The 8,166-nt window shown below is 61.3% G+C and carries 4 protein-coding genes; 2 read left to right on the top strand and 2 right to left on the bottom strand.

All coding sequences use genetic code 11. The features are described from left to right. Positions 1 to 26: 26 nt before the first annotated feature. Both gpmI and Q0M35_RS05825 read right to left on the bottom strand, forming a co-directional pair. Positions 27 to 1,544 carry a 2,3-bisphosphoglycerate-independent phosphoglycerate mutase gene (gene gpmI / locus Q0M35_RS05830; RefSeq protein WP_295313280.1) on the bottom strand — a complete coding sequence of 506 codons (1,518 nt, stop codon included), beginning with the start codon at positions 1,542 to 1,544 and terminating at the stop codon, positions 27 to 29. 90 nt (positions 1,545 to 1,634) lie between these two features. After that, positions 1,635 to 4,571, bottom strand: coding sequence for an error-prone DNA polymerase (locus Q0M35_RS05825; protein ID WP_295313279.1), 2,937 nt, complete (start codon positions 4,569 to 4,571; stop codon positions 1,635 to 1,637). A 386-nt stretch (positions 4,572 to 4,957) separates the two neighbouring features. Between Q0M35_RS05825 and Q0M35_RS05820 the strand changes: the two genes are divergently transcribed. Both Q0M35_RS05820 and polA read left to right on the top strand, forming a co-directional pair. Then, positions 4,958 to 5,137: a zinc-finger domain-containing protein gene (locus Q0M35_RS05820; protein ID WP_295313278.1), complete on the top strand. Its 180-nt coding sequence runs from the start codon at positions 4,958 to 4,960 to the stop codon at positions 5,135 to 5,137. Between the two features lie 219 nt (positions 5,138 to 5,356). Beyond that, a complete protein-coding gene (polA, locus tag Q0M35_RS05815) occupies positions 5,357 to 8,161 on the top strand; it encodes a DNA polymerase I (RefSeq protein ID WP_295313277.1) in 2,805 nt (934 codons plus the stop codon). The last annotated feature ends 5 nt before the right edge of the window (positions 8,162 to 8,166 follow it).

The raw sequence follows: 8,166 nt of genomic DNA, 5'->3' as shown, positions 1-8,166 counted from the left end.
GAACATCGCCAGAAAGCAGATAAACCTCATGAAATCAGGCACCTGCCCGTCATCTCCGCAGGCGGTTCAATGCCCATCAGATGCAGGATCGTCGGCGCCAGATCGGCCAACCGGCCGTCAGTGATCTTTGTGCCTTCCGGCGCGCCGATGACGGCCACCGGCACCGGGTTCAGCGTATGCGCCGTATGCGGCCCGCCTGTCTCGGGGTCAATCATCACGTCGCAGTTGCCATGATCGGCACAGACGACCATCGCCCCGCCTGCCGCCTCAAGTGCCTCCAGCACCCGGCCCAGTCCCTGGTCCACGGCCTCACAGGCTTTGATCGCGGCCTGCACATCGCCGGTATGACCGACCATGTCGGGGTTGGCGTAGTTCACCACAATAAGGTCGTACCCTTCGCGGATTGCACCGACAAAAGCATCCGTGACTTCGCCCGCCGACATCTCAGGCTGCAGATCATAGGTTGCCACGTCAGGTGACTTCGGCATCTTGCGGTCTTCGCCGGCGAAAGACACTTCTTCACCACCGTTCAGAAAGAATGTCACATGCGGATATTTCTCGGTCTCCGCCAGCCGGAACTGGCGCAGCCCTTTCTGCGCCACCCAGTCGCCCAGCGTATTGGCGATCTCGGGCTTGGGATACATCACCGTCATATATTCTGAATGCGCCTGGGAATACTGCGCCATACCCATCAGCGCGGACCAGTTGACCCTTGCGCCCCGGTCAAACCCATCAAATTCCGGCGCTCCGATGGCCGCCATGATCTCGCGCGCCCGGTCCGCCCGGAAGTTCAGACAGAAAACCGCGTCGCCGTCCCGCGCCCCTGAATAGTCACCGATGACCGTCGGTGCGATAAACTCATCGGTCTCCCCGCGCGCGTAGGCGGCCTCAACGGCCGGGGCCGCATCCTGCGCCTGCTCACCCTTGCCCCGGATGATGGCGCGATATGCTTTTTCCACCCGGTCCCAGCGATTGTCTCGGTCCATGGCAAAATAGCGCCCGGTCACAGTGACTATCCGCACCGTCTCCGGCAGCGCCGCCGTGAGTGTTTCAAAAAACCCTTCAGCGGATTTCGGGCCCACGTCGCGCCCGTCCGTCAGCGCATGGATCACCACATCGACGCCCGCATTATCCAGCGCCTTTGCCGCCGCCACCATGTGACTGAGATGGCCGTGTACCCCGCCGTCGGACACAACCCCCATGAGGTGCGCACGCCCGCCTGCACCTCTCACCGCATCGATATAGTCTCTGAGGCGGGGGTTTTCTGCGAATGTTCCCTCTTCGATCGCAAGGTCGATCTGGCCCAGATCCATCGCGACGACCCGGCCTGCACCGATATTGGTGTGACCCACTTCCGAATTGCCCATCTGCCCGCGCGGCAGGCCAACATCAGGTCCGTGGGTGATCAGCGTAGCATTCGGACAGTTCGCCATGATCCGGTCCATCACCGGCGTATCCGCCAGCAAAGGGGCATTTCCCTCCCGGCGCTCAGAAATGCCCCAGCCATCGAGAATACACAATGCAACGGGTTTTGGCGGGCTCATCTGCGCGTCTCCTCTGGTGGGCCTGTGGCCTTTTAACGGCTGTGATGCCGGGGGTGAACCACTTTCCGGGTCCGCCTGTTTCTTCGTGGCTCAAATCCGCCCGCGCGCGGCATTATTCCTGTCGTCTGCCCGTCCGGCGGGCGGTGTCAGACGGTCGCGTAAAAGCGCCAGTGGGTGCGCTTTGAGCGTGAGCCGCATGGCCACGTAATCCTCCACGACCTCTTCGCCCGCTGTCATTTCGGGCAACAAAGCTGCGGGCTCATCAATCGCCTCCCCGTCCATGTCGTCTGCAAAAAGCGGCAGCGGCGCGCCGGGAACAAGCGCCTTTGCTTCCCAGAGCGCTTCCCTGCGCGGCAGGCCCAGCACGGCAAAGACATCCGCCTCCGCCAGCCGCGCCACCACACCCGGCGCCAGCCCCGCCCGGCGCCAGACATCGCGCACCGACCGGTAGCCGTTGCCGCGCGCCGCCGTGAGCCAGCCGGTGTCCTCTTCGCTGAGGCCTTTGATCTGCCGGAACCCCAGGCGCAGGGCAAAACCGCCCTGCCCGTCCTGCTCCAGCGTGTTGTCGCCGAAACTGGCATTGATGCAGACCGGACGCACTTCGACACCGTGCTCGCGCGCATCCCGCACGATCTGCGCCGGTGCATAAAACCCCATCGGCTGGGAATTCAGCAGCGCACAGGCAAACACCGCCGGGTAGTGACATTTCAGCCAGCTCGACGCATAGACCAGCAGCGCAAAGCTTGCCGCATGGCTTTCAGGAAAGCCATAAGAGCCAAAGCCCTCGATCTGCGAAAAACAGCGCTCTGCAAACGCCATATCATAGCCTTTGCGTTTCATGCCGCGCAGGAACAGTGCTCTGAACTCGCTGACGTTACCATGCTTTTTGAAGGTCGCGAGCGAACGGCGCAGGCGATCCGCCTGGTCAGGAGTAAACCCGGCGCCGACGATGGCGATCTGCATCGCCTGTTCCTGGAAAAGCGGCACGCCCAGGGTTTTGCCCAGCACCTCGCCCAGTTCATCCGAGGGAAAGGAGACCTCCTCCTCGCCGTTACGCCGACGGATATAGGGATGCACCATATCGCCCTGGATGGGCCCGGGACGGATGATCGCCACTTCAATCACCAGATCGTAAAAACACCGCGGGCGCATGCGCGGCAGAAAGTTCATCTGCGCACGGCTCTCCACCTGAAATACCCCGATGCTGTCGGCACGGCAGAGCATGTCGTAAACCACCGGGTCCTCAGGCGGCAGGCTGGCCAGCGAATGGCTGAGCCGGTAGTGCGTTTTCAGCAGATCAAAGCTTTTGCGGATGCAGGTCAGCATGCCGAGGCTCAGCACATCGACCTTGAGAATGCCCAGAGTTTCGATGTCGTCCTTATCCCAGCAGATAACCGTGCGACCCTCCATCGTGGCATTCTCAACCGGTACCAGCTCGTCAAGCCGCCCTTCGGTGATCACAAACCCGCCCACATGCTGGCTCAGGTGCCGGGGAAAGCCGTTGATCTCATAGACGAGTGCCAGGGTCTGCTGCAGTCGCCGGTCACTGGCGTCAAGCCCGATCTCGGCCATGCGTTCGGCTTCGATGCCTTTGGTGGAGAAGAACCCCCAGAGCTGCGAGCTGAGCGCGGAAATCGTATCTTCGGTCAGCCCCATGGCGCGGCCCACCTCGCGGATCGCGCGTTTGCCCCGGTAATGCACCACCGTGGCACAAAGCCCGGCACGGTGGCGGCCATAGCGTTCATAGATGTGCTGGATCACCTCTTCGCGGCGTTCATGCTCAAAATCCACGTCAATGTCGGGGGGCTCGTCGCGCGCCTCAGAGACAAAACGCTCAAACACCATGGTGCCGATCTCGGGACTGACAGAGGTGACACCGAGGCAGAAACAGACCACAGAGTTCGCCGCAGAGCCACGGCCCTGGCAGAGGATGTCGCGCGACCGGGCAAAAGCCACGATATCACGCACGGTCAGAAAATAGGGCTCGTACTTCAGCTTGCCGATCAGCGCCAGCTCGTGCTCCAGCAGGCGGTGCACCTTATCCGGGGCACCGGCAGGATAGCGCCAGTCGAGCCCTTCACAGGCCAGACGGCGCAGGCGCTCCGTGGGTGTTTCCGTCTCAGTGCCCTCGAGAGGATATTCGTATCGCAGCTCATCCAGCGAGAAATTCAGTCTCTGTGACAGGGCGTATGCGCGATCAACGGCATCTTCAAAGCCGGCAAAAAGGCGCCGCATGCCGGCTTCCGAGCGCATGCGCGCCTCAGCATTGGGCAGCGCGTCACGGCCCAGATCATCGACCTTGCGGCGCAGGCGGATCGCGGTGACCACATCGGCAAGCTTGCGGCGGCTGCCGTGATGCATCAGCGGTGCGGCACTGGCCAGAGCGGGCAACCCCAGGCGCGCGGCGCGCTGCGTCAGGGTGGCGAAACGCGCGCTGTCCCGACCGTCATACGCGGGCGACAGACCGATATGCAGTTTGCCGGCAAAGCAGCGCGTCAGCTGTTGCGCTGTCTGCACCCATCCGTCCGCGCCGGTCTGCCCTGGCAGGGGCTGCGGCCAGAGGATCAGCTGCAGATCGCCCGCTCTCTTCATCAGGTCAGCAAGCTGCAGATCGCAGGATCCTTTCTCCGCTCTGAGCCGTCCTGCCGAGAGGATCCGGCAAAGTGCGGCCCAGCCTGCGCGGTTTTCCGGCAGCACTGTGACCGGACAGGCATCGGTGAAGACCAGACGTGCTGCGGGCAGCAGACGCGGCGTGGCATAAAGCAGGCAACTTTCGCCCCGGTGCAACCCCGGTGGCAACGGCGGGCCCATCTGACCGTGCTCTGCGTCCCAGGCATGCCGCTCCGCCACCTGCCGGGCGATCTCGCGCGCCCGCGCATGGGCCCGAACGATGCCGGCAACCGAGTTCTCATCGGCCACAGCGATGGCGCTGATGCCCAGAGCAGCAGCCCGGGACATATACTCTTCGGGGTGCGAAGCCCCTTTGAGAAACGAAAAGTTCGTGGTGACGCTGAGCTCTGCAAACATGGTACAGTCTTTATATTCACCTTTTGTTCTCACCTGGAGTCCTTTTTACAAGGATGTGTGACTGCGCAGATACCGGGTCACCGGTGGTTACGGAAAACCTTTAAGTCAGACCCTGAAAGCTGCTTTCAGGGATCCGCGCGGGACCTTCATCCATGTCCGGTCTGCGCAGAAAAACTTTCATCTGTTATGTCTCGACCGGAACGGTCGGAAGGATGACAATTCCGCCCCGCCAGCATCACGAGCAATCCCGAAAAGGTACCACCTCAGAAAACGGCAGACCTGCGCACGCCCTGTGAGACGCAACCGGCCGGTCGGACAATCAACCGGGCTTGCGGGCCAGGCCGGCATTGGTCATAACAAGGCCAGCCAGACCCGAGGAGCACGCCATGACTTTGCAAGCGCCCGAAACCCGGATTGTTGACAAATTTCGCGTCGCCTGCGACGGCAGCGAAGGCGCACTGGGCCATCCGCGCGTCTGGCTGCAGATCCCCAGGGACACCGGCTGGGTCGAATGCGGCTATTGTGACTGCCGCTTCATCCACAAAGATTTCAAAGACAAAGTCTGACGCCGCGTCCGTGCCTGCCGCTCGGTTCGGATCCCTGCGGCGCATATCCGACCAGAAAACGCAGACCCCGCGCTCACAGAACGCACGCTCAGGTGCCGCCCCGGTTTCCGGCAGGTCCGCGTCTTTGCCGGGAAACGCGCCAGCGACGCGGTGCGCAAAGGGTCGTCATTCCCCCGGCCCTCATGTAAAAACCGCAGCAGACAGTAAGGGGGTCATTTCATGAGCGACAGCAGCTTTGGCAAAGGGTGTCATCTGCACCTGATCGACGGGTCGGCATTTATTTTCCGGGCCTATCACGCCCTGCCGCCGCTCACGCGGAAATCCGATGGTCTGGTGATCAATGCGGTGCATGGTTTTTGCAACATGATCGAGAAATATGTGCGCGAAAACACCGGGCCGGATGCGCCCACTCATGTGGCCGTCATCTTTGACAAGGGCAGCCATACCTTTCGCAACGAAATGTATGACCAGTACAAGGCCAACCGCGACGAGATGCCCGAAGACCTGCGGCCTCAGATCCCCCTGACCCGGCGCGCGACCGAAGCCTTCAACATCGCCTGTAAAGAAAAGGAAGGGTATGAGGCAGACGACATTATCGCCACGCTTGCAGTACAGGCGCGGGCGGCCGGCGGGCGCTGCACGATCATCAGCTCGGACAAAGACCTGATGCAGCTGGTGGGCGACGGTGTCGAGATGCTGGATGCCATGAAGAACAAACGGATCGACCGCGAAGGTGTTTTCGAAAAATTCGGCGTTTACCCAGACCGCGTTGTCGATGTGCAGGCGCTGGCCGGCGATTCGGTTGATAACGTGCCCGGAGCGCCCGGGATCGGGATCAAGACGGCGGCTCTGCTGATCAATGAATACGGCGATCTCGACACGCTCCTGGAACGTGCCGAAGAGATTAAACAACCCAAGCGCCGGCAGACCCTCATCGATCACGCCGACCAGATCCGGCTGTCACGTCGTCTGGTGCTGCTTGAAGAAAATACCCCGCTGGATTTCACGCTGGATGATCTGGAGGTACGCGATCCGGTGCCCGATCAGCTGATGCCGTTTCTTGCGGAGATGGAATTTCGCACGCTCACCAAACGAATCGCGGAGCAGCTGGGCGTGGAAATGCCCGAGATTGACGACACGCCGGCCAGCGCGCCGGATGCGCCTGAGATCGAGGACATCCCCTTTGATAAAGCGGGCTATGAAATGGTCGGTGACGCCGCTGCCCTCCAAAGCTGGATCGACCGGATATATGAACGGGGATATGTCGCTGTCGATACCGAAACCACCAGCCTTGATGAGATGCGCGCGGACCTGGTGGGCATTTCGCTCTGTGTCGAGCCGGGCAGCGCCTGCTACATCCCGCTGACGCATAAAGCGCACCGGGGCGATGACCTTTTTGGCTCGGACGATCTCGCAGAGGGTCAGATGGCCCTTGATGAAGCGCTGAAGATGCTGAAGCCCGTGCTGGAGGACCCTTCGATCCTGAAGATCGGACAGAATATGAAGTACGACGCCAAGATCTTTGCTCAGTTGAGCATCGACGTGGCCCCGATCGATGACACGATGCTGATGTCTTATGCGATGCACGCAGGCCTGCACGGGCATGGTATGGACGCTCTTGCCGAACGCTATCTGGCTCACACGCCGATCCCGATAAAACCCCTGTTAGGCTCTGGTAAATCCGCGATTACCTTCGACAAGGTCCCGCTGGAAGATGCTGTGCCCTACGCCGCCGAAGATGCGGACATCACGCTGCGGCTCTGGCAGCAGTTCAAACCGTCGCTGCACCGGGCGCGGGTCACCCGCGTGTATGAGACCATGGAACGCCCGCTGGTGCCGGTGCTCGCACAGATGGAGCGGACGGGCATCGAGGTTGATCGCGACACGCTCTCGCGCATGTCGAACGCCTTCAGCCAGAAGATGGCCGGTCTGGAAGACGAGATTTATGGCGTGGCAGGACGCAAATTCAACGTAGGTTCGCCCAAACAGCTGGGCGAGATCCTCTTTGACGAAATGGCTCTTAAGGGCGGCAAAAAGGGCAAAACCGGTGCCTATGCAACCGGCGCGGATGTGCTGGAAGACCTCGCGACCGAGCACGAACTGCCGCGCCTCATCCTCGACTGGCGGCAGCTCAGCAAGCTGAAATCGACTTACACCGACGCGCTGCAGGACCATATCAATCCTGACACGGGGCGCGTGCATACATCCTACTCTATCGCCGGCGCCTCGACTGGCCGGCTGGCCTCGACTGATCCGAACCTGCAGAATATCCCGATCCGCTCAGAAGAAGGCCGCCGTATCCGTGAAGCTTTTGTCGCAGGAAAGGGTAAAACCCTGGTGGCGCTGGATTACAGCCAGATCGAGTTGCGCATCCTCGCTCACATCGCCGATATCCCGGCGCTGAAGCAGGCCTTTGCTGATGGTCAGGACATCCACGCCATGACCGCGTCCGAGATGTTCGATGTACCGATGGAAGAGATGACGCCCGACATCAGACGCCGTGCCAAGGCGATTAACTTCGGGGTGATCTACGGCATCTCGGGGTTTGGACTGGCGCGTAACCTTCGCATCCCGCGCTCAGAGGCGCAGGGCTTCATCGACCGCTATTTCGAACGCTTCCCGGGCATCCGGACCTACATGGACGACACTAAGGCATTTGCGAAGGAAAATGGCTATGTAGAGACGCTTTTCGGGCGCCGCATCCATACGCCCAACATAACAGACAAAGGACCCCGCGCAGGTTTTGCCCAGCGCGCGGCGATCAATGCGCCGATCCAGGGAACCGCAGCCGATGTGATCCGCCGCGCAATGATCCGTATGCCGGCAGCGATCCGCGATCTGCCGGCGAAAATGCTGCTTCAGGTCCATGACGAGTTGCTGTTCGAGGTGGATCAGGGCGCCGAGGACGATCTGATCCCGGCAGCGCGGGATGTCATGGAGAACGCCGCTGATCCGGTCGTGAAACTGGATGTAAAGCTGACTGTCGATGCGGGCCAGGGCGCAAACTGGGCCGTTGCACACTAACATGC

Source organism: Roseobacter sp. (genome assembly GCF_024639605.1).
Classification (GTDB): domain Bacteria; phylum Pseudomonadota; class Alphaproteobacteria; order Rhodobacterales; family Rhodobacteraceae; genus Roseobacter.
This window is presented reverse-complemented; position numbering and strand designations above follow the sequence as displayed.

What these genes read in the sequence shown, in the direction of transcription:
- Q0M35_RS05825 (WP_295313279.1), bottom strand. Translation starts at nt 4,571, where the DNA reads ATGTTTGCAGAGCTCAGCGTCACCACGAACTTTTCGTTTCTCAAAGGG.
- gpmI (WP_295313280.1), bottom strand. Translation starts at nt 1,544, where the DNA reads ATGAGCCCGCCAAAACCCGTTGCATTGTGTATTCTCGATGGCTGGGGC.
- polA (WP_295313277.1), top strand. Translation starts at nt 5,357, where the DNA reads ATGAGCGACAGCAGCTTTGGCAAAGGGTGTCATCTGCACCTGATCGAC.
- Q0M35_RS05820 (WP_295313278.1), top strand. Translation starts at nt 4,958, where the DNA reads ATGACTTTGCAAGCGCCCGAAACCCGGATTGTTGACAAATTTCGCGTC.